This is a genomic window from Sphingomonas sp. BL2 (assembly GCF_056680015.1).
The window spans coordinates 3,202,656-3,218,081 of record NZ_CM155261.1 but is presented as its reverse complement, the minus strand read 5'-3'; the positions used below and the strand labels follow the sequence as shown (position 1 = coordinate 3,218,081).

Below are 15,426 nucleotides of genomic sequence, written 5' to 3'. Positions count from 1 at the left end.
GCGGGAAGCGGCTTCCAGCCGTTTCCCGTGATCGCGTCGGTGCCCGGAAGGGCTTGATTGGGAATGCGGTGCGGACGGTTCGCCGTCCCATGCCGCGGCTGTCCCTGCAACTGTAAGCGGTGAGCGAGACGCACGAGCCCTTTTCGCGAGGGCAGCCACTGGGTCGACGACCTGGGAAGGCGTGGCGAGGAGCTTTGACCCGCGAGCCAGGAGACCTGCCGGCGTCTGGTCGCTCTTGTCCCGGTCCAGGGGGTGACCGAGGCACGGTGAACGCCGCCTGCGTGACACTGGCTGAGCGACGACCATGTGGCGGGGGCCGCATCGGCGTCGTGCGTCGGTCGCTCATGGCGTCCGGTCGTCGCATGGCCCGGCCGTTCGCGGCAGGCCCCGGTCCTCGTCGGACGCTGCGGGGTTTGTGCATGACGACTTTGACGATGAAACGACCGACACGGGGTTCGACCCGAAAGCGCATCGGCTGGATGTTTGCAGGCCTGATCGCGGCCAACATCGCCGCATGGTGCTGGGCGTTCTCGCTGTTCCACGCGCAACCGCTGATGCTGGGCACCGCGCTGCTCGCCTGGGGCCTCGGGCTGCGCCACGCGGTCGATGCGGATCACATCGCGGCAATCGACAATGTGACGCGCAAGCTGATGCAGGACGGCCAGCGCCCGATCGCGGTCGGCTTCTGGTTCGCGATCGGCCATTCGGGGATCGTGCTCATCGCCGCCGTCGCGATCGCACTGACCGCCAATGCGCTGTCGCAGTTCGAGGCATTCAAGCAGGTCGGCGGGGTGGTCGCGACCGTCATTTCCGCCGTGTTCCTGTTCACGATTGCGGCGATGAACCTGATCATCCTGCGCTCGGTGTGGCGCACCTTCGGCCATGTCCGCGGCGGCGGCACCTATGTCGAGGAGGACCTCGACCTCCTCCTCGGCAACCGCGGGCTGCTCGCACGTCTGTTCCGCCCGATGTTCCGGCTGGTCACGCGGAGCTGGCACATGGCGCCACTCGGCTTCCTGTTTGGCCTCGGTTTCGACACGGCAACGGAGGTCGCGATCCTCGGCCTCTCAGCAAGCCAGGCCGCCGACGGTCTCTCGATCGGTGTCGTCCTAGTCCTCCCCGTGCTGTTCGCGACCGGCATGGCGCTGGTCGACACGGCGGACGGCGTCGTCATGCTTGGTGCCTATGAATGGGCGTTCGTGAAGCCGATCCGCAAGCTCTACTATAACATTACCATCACGCTGATCTCCGCGATCGTCGCGATCGCGATCGGCGGGATCGAGACGCTGGCGCTGCTCGGATCGAAGCTCGGCTTCACCGGCGGCATATGGGATGTCGCAACGGCGCTCGGCGAGAACTTCAACGGCCTTGGCTTCGCGATCATCGGCCTGTTCGTGCTCTGCTGGGTGCTGAGCTTCGCGATCTACCGCTGGAAACGATTCGACGAGATCGAAGTCGTGCACGGATAGGCTAGCTCTTCCGTTCCCCAAGCTCGACGCGCTCTCGATCCTCCCCCGCCAGGGGGAGGTGGCGCGAAGCGACGGAGGGGGAGGACGGCGATCACGTTTGTTCCGTGTCCGCCCCCTCCGTCACCTCCGGTGCCACCTCCCCCTGGCGGGGGAGGATCGAAAACTACCGATATGCGAATTGGCACGCTCTCGGAATTACTCTAACCAACCCTCGAGGCTCGGTTTCACCGAACCTCACAGATCGCGCCGGTGCCCTTCGGGGCTTGAATGGGAATGCGGTGCGGGAGTTCCTCCCAATGCCGCGGCTGTCCCTGCAACTGTAAGCGGTGAGCGAGACGCACACGCCCTTCACGAGAAGGGCAGCCACTGGGTGAAAACCTGGGAAGGCGTACGTCGAGCCTCGACCCGCGAGCCAGGAGACCTGCCAGCGCAACGGTCGCTCTTGCTACGATCCAGGGGATGGTCGCGGCACGGTACTCCGTCTGAGCGACGAACGCGTGCGGCCCTATGGTCGTGCGTGCGTGTGCTCGCAGGAGAATACCAATGCCCGATCTTTCAAAGGTCCCCGTCACGATCGTCACCGGCTTTCTCGGAGCCGGGAAGACCACGCTCATCAGCCACCTGATCCGCAACGCCGGCGGTCGTCGTCTCGCCGTCGTCGTCAACGAGTTCGGCACGCTCGGCATCGACGGCGACATCCTGAAGGGCTGCGCGATCCCCGATTGCCCGGCCGAGAACGTGATCGAGCTGGCGAACGGCTGCATCTGCTGCACGGTAGCCGACGACTTCATTCCGACCGTCGAGGCGCTCCTCGCGCTCGACCCGCGCCCCGATCACATCCTGATCGAGACGTCCGGGCTCGCATTGCCCAAGCCGCTGCTGAAGGCGTTCGACTGGCCCGCGATCCGTTCGCGCATCACCGTCGACGGCGTCATCGCGCTCGCCGATGCCGAGGCGGTCGCCGCGGGGCGGTTCGCGCCTGACGTCGCCGCGCTAGACGCCCAGCGCGCCGCCGACCCGAGCGTCGATCACGAGACGCCTTTGTCGGAAGTGTTCGAGGACCAGCTCGCCTGCGCCGATCTCGTCCTGCTCACCAAGGTCGATCTCGCCGGCCCCGAAGGCGTCGCCAAGGCACGCGCCGTCATCACCGCGGAGTCCGCACGGCCGCTCCCGGTGATCGACCTGACCGACGGCATCATCGATCCCCGCGTGATCCTCGGCCTGAACGCCGCGGCCGAAGACGACATCGCCAGCCGCCCCTCGCATCACGACGGCGAGGACGATCACGAGCATGACGACTTCGACAGCGTCGTCGTCGAGCTTGGCGAGATCGCCGACCCCGCCGACCTGACCGCGAAGATCGAGGCGCTCGCCCGCGGCGCCGACATCCTCCGCGTGAAGGGCTACGCCGCCGTCACCGGCAAGCCCATGCGCCTGCTCGTCCAGGCTGTCGGCGCGCGCGTCCGTACGCAATACGACCGCCCTTGGCGTGCCGACGAACCGCGCCGCACGCAACTCGTGGTCATCGCCGAGCACGACCGGATCGACGAGGCCCGCATCAAGGCCGCGCTGGACGACTGAGGCCCACGATGCACGTCGTCTTCCGCGAGACCCACGGGCTGGAGGAAAGCGCGGTCCCGCAGGACCTCGCCCAATCCCCCGCGGACCTCGTCGTCCTGTCCTTCTCCGACGGTGACCTCGGCGCGTTCGCCGCGGGCTGGAAACGTGCGGATGCGGCCGGAAGCCGGCTGCCGTCGCTACGCCTCGCCAACCTGACCGCGCTCCAGCATCCGCTGTCGGTCGACACCTATGTCGAGCAGACGCTGGCGGGCGCGAAGGGCATCCTCATCCGGCTGATCGGCGGGCGGTCGTATTGGAGCTACGGCCTGCAACAGGTCGAGAACCTCGCGCGGGAGCAGGGCATCGCGCTCGCCGTCCTCGCAGCAGACGGTCGCATCGACAGCCGCCTCGACGCCGCCTCGACGATCCCGCTCTCGACGCTCCGCCGTTTGGCGCATCTCTGCGACACCGGCGGCGCCGTCGCGGCGCAAGCGGCACTGGCGCAGTTCGCGCTCGCCGCGGGCATTTACGCCGGCCCGGTCACCGGCGTCCGCGCGATCGCCGACGTCGGCGGCTGGCAGCCGAATGACGGCGTGACGTGCCCAGCCGCATTCGCGCTCAACGCGAAACGCCCCCGCGTCCTGATCGTCTTCTACCGCTCGTACCTGACCGCTGCGGACCTCCACCCGATCGAAGCGGTTCACGTCGAGCTTACCGCGCGAGGCTTCGACGTCATCGGCCTCTTCGCGCCCTCGCTGAAAGCCCCCGACGCAGCCGGCTGGCTGAGCCGCTGGGCCACAGCGTTAAGGCCTGCCGCGATCGTCAACGCCACCGCCTTCTCCGCACGAGGCACCGCCGAGACCACGCCGCTCGACGGTGCCAACGTTCCGGTCTTCCAGATCGCGCTAGCCACCTCCGACCGCGCGGCTTGGATCGGCGCGACCCGAGGCCTGTCGCCCGCCGACCTTGCCATGCACGTCGTCCTTCCAGAAGTGGACGGCCGCCTCTTCGCCGGCGTCGCCAGCTTCAAGGAAGCCGCCGCGCGCGACGGCGACCTGGAATACACCCGCCGCGAACACCGCGCCGACCCAGCCCGCATCACCGCCATCGCCGCGAGGATCGAAGCGTGGACGACCCTCTCGAGCAAACCGGTAGCCGACCACCGCATCGCGATCGTCCTCTCGACCTACCCCGGCAAGGCGTACCAGATGGCGCACGCCGTCGGCCTCGACGCGCTAGCCTCCACGCAAGCGATCCTCGCGGACCTCATCGAGGCCGGCTACGCGATCACCCCTGACGCAACTGATCTAGCTACCTCACGCATTCACTGGCCGCTCGCCGAGTACCGCAAAGCCCTCGCGCACCTTCCCGAAACCCTGCGGAAAGACCTTCAGGAAACCTGGGGCGAACCGACCGAAGATTTCGCTTTCACCGCGATCGACCACGGCGGCGCGCTCGTCGCCCTCCAACCCGAACGCGGCCGCACCAATCAACGCGCCGAGGAATATCACGACCTCTCGCGCTGCCCCTGCCACGCCTATGTCGCCTTCTACCTGTGGCTCCGCACGCGCGGCACCGACGCGCTGGTCCATGTCGGGGCGCATGGCACGCTCGAATGGCTCCCCGGCAAGTCGGTTGCGCTGTCCGATGCCTGCTGGCCCGAGGCTCTGACCGGCGCGATGCCCGTCATCTACCCGTTCATCGTCAACGACCCCGGCGAAGCAGCCCAAGCCAAACGCCGCATCGGCGCGGTCACGCTCGGCCATGTCCCGCCACCGCTCGAACGCACGCGCACCGGCGCCGGCCTCGGCCGCCTCGAAGCGCTGCTCGACGAATTCTCCAACGCCGACGGACTCGATCCCGCGCGCCGCGATCGCCTGCAACGCGACATCCGCGACGAAGCCACCGCCACCGGTCTCGCCGCTACGCTGGGCCTCGACGACGCGCAATCCCAAGCCGACGCGATCACCCGCATCGACACGTTCGTCTGCGACGTGAAGGAGAGCCAGTACGGTGACGGCCTCCACATCTACGGCCGCGGCGAACACGGCGCCGGCGAACGCGCCGGTCTCCTGTCGGCCCTCCAAGGCAAACGCGTCGCGTCCGGCCCCTCCGGCTCCCCGTGGCGAGGCCGCGCCGACGTCCTCCCGACCGGCCGCAACCTCTACACCACCGATCCTCGCGCGGTCCCCTCCCGCGCCGCCCATACCCAAGGCATGAAGCTCGCCGACGAACTCGTCCGCCGCCACCTACAGGACCACGGCGACTACCCGCGCAACCTCGTGGTCGACCTATGGGCCTCCGCCACCATGCGGACCGCGGGCGAAGAGTTCGCGATGGCACTCCACCTGCTCGGCGCGGAACCGGTGTGGGACATGCAATCCGACCGCGTGACGGGCGTCGAGATCCTCCCGCTCGCCAACTTCGACCGCCCCCGCATCGACGTCACCCTGCGCGTATCCGGCCTGTTCCGCGACGCCTTCCCGACACTCTGCACGATGTTCGGCCAGACCGTTCGAGCCCTAGGCGCACGCGACGAACCGGCCGATTGGAACCCGTTCGTCGGCAAGCCAGCCACCGCGCGCGTCTACGGTCCCGAACCCGGCCGCTACGGCCTCAGCATGGGCGACGCGGCCGAGACCTACACGCCGGAAGCGCGCCTGACCGCCGGCCAAGCTTGGCTGTCCGCCTCCAGCCACGCGCTCGACGCCGATGGGGAAGGGGGCCAGGACAGCTTCGACCCCGCCGGCATCCGCGACCGCGTCGCCGCCGCCGATGCCTTCGTCCACGTCCAGGACCTGCCCGAAACCGACCTCCTCCTCGCCGCGGACTACGCCGCGCACGAAGCCGGTTTCGCCGCCGCACAGGCGGTCGCGGGGGGCAGCGCCACGCTCTACCATCTCGACGCACGCGATCCGAACCAGGCCAAGGCCCGCCCGCTCAACGAGGAGATCGCCCGCGTCGTCCACGCCCGCGCGGCACACCCCGCCTGGGTCGACGGCATGATGCGCCACGGTTTTCGCGGTGGCGCGGAGATCGCCGCCACGCTCGATCACCTCGGCGCCTTCGCGCATCTCGCCAGCGCAGTCCGTCCCGAACTGATCGACCTCTATTACGACGCCACGCTGGGCCGCGACGACGTCCACGCCTTCCTCGCCGAAGCCAACCCCGGCGCGCTCGCGGCGATGCAGGCGCGTTTTGCAGCCCTGCACGCCGCCGACCTCTGGCCGACCCGCCGCAACTCGATCCTCGCAGCGCTGGACCTGCCGGCATGAGCGCATTTGTCGTGCAAGGCTGGTGCCCCGACGCATGGCGCCCGATGATGGCGGGCGACGGCCTGCTGGTCCGCATCCGCCCACCGCTCGGTCGCCTGACGCGTGAGCAAACGCTCGGCCTGTGCGACACGGCGGCGACGCACGGCAACGGCCTGATCGACCTGACCAGCCGCGCGAACCTCCAGATCCGCGGCGTCCGCGAGGATAGCTGGCGTCCATTGATCGACACGCTGCTCGATCTCGGCCTCATCGATCCCGATCCGATCCGGGAAGCGCGCGCGAACATCCTCGTCGCGCCGGAATGGCGGACGGGCGACGACACCCACCGCATCGCCGAACACTTGCGCGCGCGTCTGGCGGACCTGCCCGAACTCCCCGGCAAGGTCGGCTTCGCGATCGACGCTGGCGTAGCGCCGGTGTTGCAAGACGCCCCCGCCGACTTCCGCATCGAGCGCGCTGCATCTGGAACGCTTATCCTCCGCGGCGACGGCCGGACCCTTGGCACGCCAGTATCGCCCGGCACCGAAGTCGACCGGTTGATCGCACTCGCGCACTGGTTCGTCGACAGCGGCGGCATCGCCAGTGGCCGCATGGTACGCCACAGCGCCATACTGCCGGATTGGGCAGCCCCAACAACCCATCCTGCCGCAAGCGCGCCACCGCTTCACGTCGGACAGCATTCCCTCGGACTCGCACTAGGCCTCCCATTCGGTCGGATCACAGCGAGCGCGCTGGCACGCTACGTCGACACCGAGCGAGCAATTAAAGCGATCCGCATTACCCCTTGGCATATCGCGATCTGCGAAGCCGACGCGGCGCTTCTAATTGAACCCGACCCGGTCGATTTCATCACCGACCCCGCCTCGCCAACGCTTCACGCGGACGCCTGCGTCGGCGCACCAGCCTGTCCGCAGGGCAGTGTCGAGACGCGCGCGCTCGCCCGACGCCTGGCGCCGCACATCGCCGGCCGCCTCCACGTCTCCGGCTGCGCCAAGGGATGCGCGCACGCCGCCCCCGCCGACGTCACGCTCACCGGTCGCGAAGGCCGCTACGACCTCGCGTTCGACGCGCGTGCCGGCGCACCACCCTCCCGCGCAGGCCTCGACGTCGCGCAGATCCTCGTCCAGTTCGGAGCCGCCTGAATGCCTTACGCCTATGAAACCGACGGCGCGGCGATCTACCGCCAGTCCTTCGCGATGATCCGCGCCGAAGCCGATCTCGCCCGCTTCTCGCCCGAGGAGGAGCCCGTCGCGGTCCGCATGATCCACGCCGCCGGGCTCGTCGGCCTAGCCCAGCACATCCGCTTCACGCCGACGTTCGCAGTCGAGGCGCGTCGCGCGCTTCAAGCCGGCGCCCCGATCCTGTGCGACGCCCGCATGGTCACCGAAGGCATTACCCGCGCCAGATTGCCCGCCGACAACCGCATCGTCTGCACGCTCCACGCCCCGGAAACGCCCGAACTCGCGCGGACGATGGGCAATACCAGATCCGCCGCCGCACTCGAACTCTGGCGCCCGCATCTCGCCAGCGCCGTCGTCGCGATCGGCAATGCGCCGACCGCATTGTTCCACCTCCTGAATATGCTCGAAGACCCCGATTGCCCGCGTCCCGCGGCGATCATCGGTTGCCCGGTCGGCTTCGTCGGCGCAGTCGAATCCAAGGCGGCGCTGTGGACCGACCAGCCCGTGCCTTGCGTCGTCGTCGAGGGCCGGATGGGCGGCAGCGCGATCACCGTCGCCGCGATCAACGCGCTAGCGAGCGGCACCGAATGACACCCGTACGAACTGGGGGCACGATCCACGGCGTCGGCTTGGGCCCCGGCGCGCAGGACCTGATGAGCGTCCGCTCGGACCGCCTCGTCCGCGGCGCGCGCCACATCGCGTATTTCCGCAAGGCCGGACGTCCCGGCCAGGCCCGAAAGATCGTCGACGGTATGCTCCGCGACGACGTGATCGAATTCCCGATGGAATACCCCGTCACCACTGAGATCCCGGTCTCGGACTCGCGCTACAACGACTGCCTGTCCGCGTTCTACGCCACCTGCATCGACCGCCTCGCAACGCTGGCAAACGCAGGCGAGGACGTCGTGGTCCTCTGCGAAGGCGACCCGTTCTTCTACGGTTCGTTCATGCACCTCTATACCCGCCTCCAGACGATCGCGCCGGTGAAGGTCGTGCCTGGCATCACGGGCATGTCCGGCGCTTGGACGGCCAGCGGCGTGCCGATCACCTGGGGCGATGACGTACTGACGGTCCTGATGGGCACGCTCCCCGAAGACGACCTCGTCCGCCGCATCCGCGACACCGACGCGCTGGTGGTGATGAAGATCGGCCGCCACCTCGCCAAGCTCCGCCGCGCGGTCGCCGCTGCGGGGCGCGAGGCCGAAGCGTGGCTGGTCGAATACGCCGCGATGGCCGACCAGCGCGTCACGCGGCTGTGCGATGCGGAGGCGATCACGCCCTATTTCTCGATCCTGCTGATCCACGGGCGGGGGCGGCGGCCATGACCGGCTGGCTCGCGATCGCCGGTCTCGGCCCCGGCGACGAAGCGCTCGTGACGCCCGAAGTCACCGCAGCGCTCGCGGACGCGACGGACGTGATCGGCTACATTCCCTATGTCGCGCGCGTCGCCCCGCGTGAGGGCCTCACGCTCCATCCTACCGACAACCGCGTCGAACTCGATCGCGCCACGCACGCGCTCCAACTCGCGGCCCAAGGCCACCGCGTGGTCGTGGTATCCTCTGGCGACCCCGGCGTGTTCGCAATGGCGGCCGCGGTGTTCGAAGCCCTCGAAGCCGGTCTGCCAGAATGGCGTGACATCGATATCCGAGTTCTCCCCGGCATTACCGCGATGCTCGCCGCGAGCTCGCGTGCGGGCGCGCCGCTCGGACACGATTTCTGCGCAATCAATCTATCGGATAACCTGAAACCGTGGGAAGTCATCGAACGCCGAGTGCGCCTCGCCGCAGAAGCCGACTTTGCGATCGCCTTCTACAATCCGCGATCGAAGGCGCGCCCCGACGGCCTGATCCGGATCTTCGAAATCCTCCGCGAGACCTGCGCCGACGACCGCCCCGTCCTGTTCGCCCGCGCCGTCTCGACACCCGAGGAAACGCTTCGCATCGTGCCCCTGACCGAAGCTCGCGCGGACATGGCGGACATGCGAACGATGATCATCATCGGCTCCAGCCTGACGCGCGTTATCGATCGCCCGGCGGGACCGATCCTCTACACCCCCCGGTCGGCGCCATGATCAAGCCAGCGCATCACATCCGCCACCGCGTGCACCTCGCATCGAGCGGGCAGGGCAGGCCGATCGATCATGATCACCGGCAGCCCAAGCGCGCGCGCCGCATGCAGTTTGGCCGACGCCCCCGTGCCGCCGGCGTTCTTGCAGACTACGACCTTGATGCCGTGCGACGCCATCAACCGCCGATCGCCCTCGACATCGAACGGTCCGCGGTCGACCACGAGATGATGACGCGGCAACCCCGGCGGCTGGTCGGGCACATCGACGAACCGCAGCAGATAATTATGCTGCGGCTGCTCGGCGAACGCGTCGACATGCATCCGCCCCAGCGCCAGCATCACGCGCCGCGGCGGCCCGTCCAGCGCCGCAACCGCAGCGTCGATATCGGCCACGCGCGTCCACCGATCGCCAGCGACCGGCAACCAAGCCGGCCGCGTCAGTGCAATATGCGCGACACCGGCGCGCTCCGCCGCGACGACCGCGTTCGCGCTCATCCGGGCCGCGAACGGATGCGTCGCGTCGACCAGATGCGTCACGCGATGTTCGATCAGATAGCGGACAAGCCCCTCGACGCCGCCAAAACCGCCGATGCGCACCGGGATCGGTTGAGTTTTCGGATCGGCGACGCGTCCGGCATAGCTCAGCACCGCATCGTTGCCCCGCGCAGCCAGCGCCGCAGCAAGTGCGCTGGCTTCGGTCGTGCCACCCAGCACCAGGATGTTCGACATGGCTGACACTCCCTGGCTGACGATCATCGGTATCGGCGAAGACGGCGTGGACGGCCTGTCCGCGTCGGCGAAGGCCGCATTGGCGCAAGCCGAGCTGGTGACTGGCGCGACCCGCCACCTCGCGTTGCTCCCGGACCTTAAGAGCGCGGTTGAACGCTGGCCAGTCCCGTTCGGCGACGGGATACCGCACCTGCTCGCGCACCGCGGCAAGCGCGTCGCGATGCTCGTGTCCGGCGATCCGTTCTGGTTCGGCGCGGGTACGTCGATCACGCGCCACCTCGATCCCGGCGAATGGGTAGCGCACCCCGCGCCCTCGACCTTTGGTCTCGCCGCCTCGCGCCTTGGCTGGCCTATCGAGGAGACCAGTTGCCTGGGTCTCCACGCCGCACCTTTTACCCGCCTCCGCCGGCACATAGTCCCGGGTCGACGCGCGATCGTGCTGGTCCGCGACGGCGCAGCGGTTGCCGGATTGGCACGGTATCTCTCCGACCTCGGCTTCGGGCAATCGCGCCTGCACGTCCTCGAAGCGCTCGGCGGGCCGCGCGAGCGTGTTCGCGACATCGCAGCAGCCGACCTCGATGATGTCGACATCGTGCATCCCGTCGCGGTCGGGATCGTCTTTGCGGGGCAGGGAAAGGTTGTGCCTCGCACATCCGGCCTGCCGGACACGTGGTTCGATCATGACGGCCAGCTTACCAAACGCCCGGTTCGCGCGCTGACATTGTCCGCGCTCGCCCCAAGGCCCGGCGAGACGCTGTGGGACATTGGCGCGGGCTCTAGCTCGATCGGCATCGAGTGGTTGCTCGCTGATCCATCGACGCATGCCACCGCATTCGAAGCCGACCCCGTCCGCGCTGGCCGAGCCGAGAGCAACGCCGCAGCCCTGGGCGTCGATCGACTTCGTGTAATCCGGGGCCGTGCACCGGAGGCACTCGAAGGTTACGCCGCTCCAGATGCGGTCTTCGTCGGCGGTGGGCTCTCCGAAGCCTTGCTCGAAACATTATGGGCCAGACTGCCAGCGGGCGCACGCATGGTCGCCAACGCAGTGACGCTCGAATCCGAGGCGTTGTTGTCGCGCTGGCATGGGCTGAAGGGCGGCACCCTGCTGCGCGTCGAACTGTCGGAAGCCACCCCGCTCGGCACGCGACGCGGCTGGCGCGCGAGCTATCCGGTTGTCCAGTGGAGCGTCACGCTGTGATCGTCGCCGGCTTCGGGTTTCGCGCGGGGGCAACGCTGGCATCGCTGCAAGATGCGCTTGCCAGTGCGCAGCACGGCCAGGCGCAAGTCACGCGGCTCGCCACTCCTCGCGACAAGGCTCCGCTGGTCGAACGGCTTGCCGAAGCGCTGGATCTGCTCCTGGTCGCTATCGACCCAGATGCGCTACGCGCTGCACAAACGGCCACGAAGTCGGCTTTTAGCCTGAAGATACGCCAGACTGGCAGCGTCGCCGAAGCTTGCGCACTCGCTGCGGCAGGACCCGGCGCGCGGTTGCTGACACCGCGCCACATTTCCCACGACCGCATGGCGACATGTGCCATCGCAGAAGGAACCGCATGACTGTCCACTTCATCGGCGCAGGGCCCGGCGCGCCCGACCTGCTCACGCTCCGCGGGCGCGACCGGATCGCCGGATCGCCCGTATGTCTCTATGCGGGCTCGCTGATTCCTGCGGCGATGCTCGATCATTGTCCGCCCGGCGCGCGGATCGTCAACACCGCGCCCTTGTCGCTCGACGAGATCATCGCCGAGATCCAGACCGCGCACGACGCCGGCCAGGACGTAGCCCGGCTCCACTCCGGCGACCTGTCGATCTGGTCGGCGATGGGCGAGCAACTCCGCCGCCTCCGCGCGCTCAACATCACGTTCACGATCACCCCCGGCGTACCAGCCTTCGCCGCCGCCGCCGCCGCGCTGGAGGTCGAACTGACGCTGCCCGAACTGGCGCAGTCGGTAGTGCTGACTCGCACGCCTGGCCGCGCCAGCACGATGCCGCCCGCCGAAACCTTGACCGCGTTCGCTGCGACCGGCGCGACGCTGGCGATTCATCTCTCGGTCCACAATCTCGCGCAGGTGATCGCCGACCTAACGCCGTTCTATGGCCCGGAATGCCCCGTCGCGATCGTCTGGCGAGCAAGCTGGCCCGACCAGCAGATCGCACGCGCCACGCTGGCAACGATTGCCGACGCCGTGGCGGGCAAACCCGACCGGACCGCCCTGATCCTGGTCGGCCAAGCCCTCGCCGCGCAGGATTTCGTTGAAAGCAGCCTCTACGCGACAAGGTATGACCGCCGCTTCCGCCCACAATCGGCGGGCTCAAAGTTCGCAGGGGGCGAGGCTTGACCCCCGGCCTGCTCGTCGCCGCGCCCGCATCCGGTACCGGCAAGACCACCGTCATGCTCGGCCTCCTTCGCGCGCTCCGCGACGATGGCCTCGCGGTGCAGCCGTTCAAGAGTGGCCCCGACTATATCGACCCCGCCTTCCACCTCGCGGCGAGCGGGAGGGCATCGTTCAATCTCGACAGCTGGTCGATGCCCGCCGCCATGCTCGATACGCTTGCGGCGAAGGCCGACGATGCCGACTTCGCGCTAGCGGAGGGCTCGATGGGCCTGTTCGACGGCGTCGCGAAACCTGGCGCGACCGGCAACGGTGCCAGTGCCGATATCGCCCGCAGGATGGGCTGGCCGGTCGTGCTGGTTATCGACGTTTCTGGCCAGGCGCAGTCAGCCGCCGCTACCGCGCTCGGCTTCAGCCGTTACGCCCCCAGCGTCCGGATCGCCGGCGTAATCCTAAACCGCGTGGCCAGCCCCCGCCACGAACGCCTCGCGCGCAGCGGGATGGACGCTGTCGACATACGCGTGTTCGGCGCACTTCCACGGCGCGGCGACCTGAAACTACCCGAGCGTCATCTCGGACTGGTGCAGGCGGTCGAGCATCCCGATCTCGACGCGCGGATCGCCGAATATGCCAGCTTCCTGCGCGCCCATGTCGACATCCCGGCGCTTCGCGACGCCGCGACCGCCAACACCAGGCCTGCAAGCGCGGTTAGCTGGATACGCCCCCCGGCTCAGCGTATCGCCCTCGCGCAGGACGCCGCCTTCTCGTTCACCTACGCGCATGTCCTCGAAGGCTGGCGGCGTGCGGGCGCGGAAATCCTGCCCTTCTCCCCGCTCGCCGACGATCCCCCCGCTGCGGATGCCGATCTAGTATGGCTTCCCGGCGGCTATCCCGAACTTCACGCCGGCAAGCTCGCTGAAGCCCATCGGTTCCAGGCAGGCCTGACGGAGTTCGCCAAGACCCGCCCGGTCCACGGTGAATGCGGCGGCTACATGGCGCTGGGCGAGGCGCTGATCGATGCGGACGGTGTTCGACACGAGATGGCAGGCCTGCTCGGCCTCGTTACCAGCTATGCCCAGCGGAAAATGCACCTCGGCTATCGGCGCGCGACTCTTCTCGCACCGATGTGCGGCGTCGCGGTCGGCGAAGCGCTGACTGGCCATGAGTTCCACTATTCCACGATCCTCGAACAGCCCGACGCCGCGCTTGCGCACGTTACCGACGCAGAGGGCAACGCTGTAGCGGAAACCGGCTCGTATCGCGGCCACGTATCGGGCAGTTTCTTCCACATGATCGCAGCCAATCCATGACCGGTTTCGTCTCGTTCGTCGGCTCCGGGCCCGGTGACCCCGAACTCCTGACGTTGAAGGCGGTGACGCGGTTGCGGGAGGCGGACGCAGTTCTGTTCGACGACCTGTCGTCAACGGTGCTCGGCCACGCGCGCGCCGGCGCAGACCTTGTTGCAGTCGGCAAGCGTGCCGGTCGCCCTTCGCCGAGCCAAGCGCATGTCTCCCAACTGCTGGTCGAATACGCACAGACCGGCATTCGCGTCGTCCGCCTGAAATCTGGCGACGCAGGCATGTTCGGCCGTCTCGAGGAGGAGATCGTTGTGCTCAGGGCAGCAGGCATAGCCTTCGAGATAATCCCCGGCATCAGCGCCGCCAGCGCCGCCGCTGCCGCCGCGCAGATTCCGCTCACACGCCGGCTCAACGCGCGTCGCGTGCAGTTCGTTACCGGCCACGACGTCACCGGCGACCTGCCCGAACAGCGCAACATGGCCGCACTCGCTGATCCCGAGGCGACGACGGTGGTGTTCATGCCCAAGCGCACCTTCCCAGCACTTGCCGTATCGCTGATCGAGCACGGGTTATCTCCGGATACGCCGGCGCTGATCGCGGAGAATGTCGGTCACCCTGACCAGTCCTTGACGCGGTCGACGATCGCAGACCTAGCCGCGCAGCTGGAGGCAGGCTTCTCCAGCAAGCCCGCGCTGATCCTCTACGGTCCGCTGATGGATGCCGAGGCCGGGGAGTGATCGACCTTCACCTCATCGGGATCGGCACCGGTAACCCCGATCACCTGACTCGCGCCGCGATCGCCGCGATGAACGCCGCCGACCTGATTCTCCTCCCGCGTAAGAGCGATGCGAAGTCCGACCTGATCGAACTGCGCCGCACCATCTGCGCAGACGTCCTGACCGGTGCCACCCGCGTCGTCGAGTTCGACCTGCCAGAGCGCGATACGGCTGCACCGTACCTGGGCGCTGTCGAGCAATGGCATGACGCGATCGCGGTCGCCTGGCGCGACGAGATCGCGCGCCATTTGCCGAACGGCGGCGGCTTGGCGTTGCTCGTTTGGGGTGATCCATCGCTGTACGACAGCACGCTCAGGATCGCCGACCGACTACGCGCGGATGGTCTGGCGATGACCGTGACGGTCGAACCCGGCATCACCAGTCTCCAGGCGCTGACGGCCGCTCATGCCCTACCGTTGAACACGGTCGGCGCGCCGGTGCTCATTACGACGGGCAGGCGGTTGAGGGCAGGGGGGTGGCCCGCGGGCGTCGATACGATCGCGGTCATGCTCGACGGCGACTGCGCGTTCCAGACACTCGATCGGCCTGGTATCGGTATCTGGTGGGGTGCCTATCTCGGCATGGCGCAGCAGGTGTTAATTGCCGGTCTGCTGGAGGACGTAGCCGACGAGATAGTCCAGGCGCGAGCCAGCCTTCGCAGGCGCCATGGCTGGATCATGGACATCTATCTTTTGCGTCGACCTGCCTTGGTCGATCAGCTGGGGTTACCCTGAACCT

At 68.2% G+C, this 15,426-nt stretch carries 14 protein-coding genes and 2 riboswitches; of the genes, 13 read left to right on the top strand and 1 reads right to left on the bottom strand.

Features of this window, described 5'->3' with window-relative positions:
- The first annotated feature begins 20 nt into the window (after positions 1–20).
- Positions 21–237: riboswitch (cobalamin riboswitch) on the top strand.
- A 182-nt stretch (positions 238–419) separates the two neighbouring features.
- The 7 genes from AC1ME3_RS14960 to cobJ all read left to right on the top strand — a co-directional run bounded on the left by AC1ME3_RS14960 (position 420) and on the right by cobJ (position 9,556).
- Entirely contained in the window at positions 420–1,469 is a 1,050-nt protein-coding gene (locus AC1ME3_RS14960) for a HoxN/HupN/NixA family nickel/cobalt transporter (protein WP_480953779.1), read from the top strand.
- Between the two features lie 230 nt (positions 1,470–1,699).
- Positions 1,700–1,912: riboswitch (cobalamin riboswitch) on the top strand.
- A gap of 100 nt (positions 1,913–2,012) precedes the next feature.
- Positions 2,013–3,050, top strand: a complete 1,038-nt coding sequence (gene cobW / locus AC1ME3_RS14955; protein WP_480953778.1) for a cobalamin biosynthesis protein CobW — start codon at positions 2,013–2,015, stop codon at positions 3,048–3,050.
- An 8-nt stretch (positions 3,051–3,058) separates the two neighbouring features.
- The gene (gene cobN / locus AC1ME3_RS14950) at positions 3,059–6,304 is read left to right on the top strand and encodes a cobaltochelatase subunit CobN (protein ID WP_480953777.1); all 3,246 of its coding nucleotides are present in this window, start codon (positions 3,059–3,061) and stop codon (positions 6,302–6,304) included.
- Positions 6,301–7,446 carry a precorrin-3B synthase gene (gene cobG / locus AC1ME3_RS14945; RefSeq protein WP_480953776.1) on the top strand — a complete coding sequence of 382 codons (1,146 nt, stop codon included), beginning with the start codon at positions 6,301–6,303 and terminating at the stop codon, positions 7,444–7,446. The genes cobN and cobG overlap by 4 nt, the downstream gene beginning before the upstream one ends.
- A complete protein-coding gene (locus AC1ME3_RS14940) occupies positions 7,447–8,076 on the top strand; it encodes a precorrin-8X methylmutase (protein ID WP_480953775.1) in 630 nt (209 codons plus the stop codon).
- Positions 8,073–8,810: a precorrin-2 C(20)-methyltransferase gene (gene cobI / locus AC1ME3_RS14935; RefSeq protein ID WP_480953774.1), complete on the top strand. Its 738-nt coding sequence runs from the start codon at positions 8,073–8,075 to the stop codon at positions 8,808–8,810. Before AC1ME3_RS14940 ends, cobI begins: the two co-directional genes overlap by 4 nt.
- On the top strand, positions 8,807–9,556 hold the full coding sequence (cobJ, locus tag AC1ME3_RS14930) for a precorrin-3B C(17)-methyltransferase (protein WP_480953773.1): 750 nt from the start codon (positions 8,807–8,809) through the stop codon (positions 9,554–9,556). The genes cobI and cobJ overlap by 4 nt, the downstream gene beginning before the upstream one ends.
- On the opposite strand, the gene AC1ME3_RS14925 is transcribed toward cobJ, so the two are convergent.
- Complete coding sequence (locus tag AC1ME3_RS14925) at positions 9,532–10,281, bottom strand: cobalt-precorrin-6A reductase (protein WP_480953772.1); 750 nt, start codon at positions 10,279–10,281, stop codon at positions 9,532–9,534. The two genes, cobJ and AC1ME3_RS14925, sit on opposite strands and share 25 nt — an antisense overlap.
- Here AC1ME3_RS14925 and cbiE point away from each other — a divergent pair.
- The 6 genes from cbiE to cobF are packed head-to-tail and all read left to right on the top strand — an operon-like array spanning position 10,280 to position 15,422.
- Positions 10,280–11,479, top strand: a complete 1,200-nt coding sequence (cbiE, locus tag AC1ME3_RS14920) for a precorrin-6y C5,15-methyltransferase (decarboxylating) subunit CbiE (RefSeq protein ID WP_480953771.1) — start codon at positions 10,280–10,282, stop codon at positions 11,477–11,479. The genes AC1ME3_RS14925 and cbiE overlap by 2 nt on opposite strands.
- Entirely contained in the window at positions 11,476–11,838 is a 363-nt protein-coding gene (locus AC1ME3_RS14915) for a cobalamin biosynthesis protein (RefSeq protein WP_480953770.1), read from the top strand. The genes cbiE and AC1ME3_RS14915 overlap by 4 nt, the downstream gene beginning before the upstream one ends.
- The gene (gene cobM, locus AC1ME3_RS14910) at positions 11,835–12,620 is read left to right on the top strand and encodes a precorrin-4 C(11)-methyltransferase (protein ID WP_480953769.1); all 786 of its coding nucleotides are present in this window, start codon (positions 11,835–11,837) and stop codon (positions 12,618–12,620) included. Before AC1ME3_RS14915 ends, cobM begins: the two co-directional genes overlap by 4 nt.
- Positions 12,617–13,924 (top strand): cobyrinic acid a,c-diamide synthase CobB, encoded by a 1,308-nt coding sequence (locus AC1ME3_RS14905; protein WP_480953768.1) that lies wholly within the window; start codon positions 12,617–12,619, stop codon positions 13,922–13,924. Before cobM ends, AC1ME3_RS14905 begins: the two co-directional genes overlap by 4 nt.
- Positions 13,921–14,649 carry a uroporphyrinogen-III C-methyltransferase gene (gene cobA, locus AC1ME3_RS14900; RefSeq protein ID WP_480953767.1) on the top strand — a complete coding sequence of 243 codons (729 nt, stop codon included), beginning with the start codon at positions 13,921–13,923 and terminating at the stop codon, positions 14,647–14,649. Before AC1ME3_RS14905 ends, cobA begins: the two co-directional genes overlap by 4 nt.
- Positions 14,646–15,422, top strand: coding sequence for a precorrin-6A synthase (deacetylating) (cobF, locus tag AC1ME3_RS14895; RefSeq protein WP_480953766.1), 777 nt, complete (start codon positions 14,646–14,648; stop codon positions 15,420–15,422). The genes cobA and cobF overlap by 4 nt, the downstream gene beginning before the upstream one ends.
- Positions 15,423–15,426: the final 4 nt, after the last annotated feature.